The 665-nt window shown below is 43.6% G+C and carries 1 pseudogene; it reads left to right on the top strand.

Annotated elements, in window-relative coordinates:
• Positions 1-665: pseudogene (locus F988_RS04620) on the top strand (hypothetical protein); the annotation flags it as partial.

Raw genomic sequence — 665 nt, 5'->3', positions numbered from 1 at the left:
AAAACAACTAGACAGCGAAGTTTTAACCTTAAATGCAACGACTCTGAAACTGACCGAGACAACAGTATTTCGGTTGGTAAAGCAGGCGCAGAGAAACAAATTACCAATGTGGCAGCAGGTACACAAACCACCGATGCAGTCAATAAAGGACAACTGGATACAGCGATTTTAAGTGTTTCAGGCGGAACTGTCGCCACCGACAACTACGCTCATATTTCAACCGACACGGCTTTAGGTTCAGCGAAAGGTTATGCACATGCAACTACGAAAGAAGCAGGAACAAATAAAATTACCAAAGTGGGTGGCATTACGGTAACCACCACAGGAACAGGTACCAGTCTTGATGATATTGATTCATTTACAGCCAATAGTATCAAAATAACCGACCCAGCCGAAGTTGCAGCGTTTATCAATGCAGCGAAAAAAGGCGGAAATATTGCGATTGGCGATTATAGCAGTGCGATGGGTACAGCAAATATTGCATTGGGTAGTGGCAGCAGTGCGATGGGTTTTGAGAATAGCGCATCAGGTTTTAGTAGCAGTGCAGTCGGTTTTAGAAATGAAGCATCGGGTCAAAATAGCAATGCGGTTGGTGTAAACAATATAGCCTCAGGTAATTCTAGTAGTGCATTGGGCACTTATAATATTGCATTGGGTGGTGCTAG

Source organism: Acinetobacter parvus DSM 16617 = CIP 108168, assembly GCF_000368025.1.
Classification (GTDB): Bacteria; Pseudomonadota; Gammaproteobacteria; order Pseudomonadales; family Moraxellaceae; genus Acinetobacter; species Acinetobacter parvus.
Note: the sequence above shows the minus strand (reverse complement) of the source record. Positions and strands in the feature narration are given on the sequence as shown.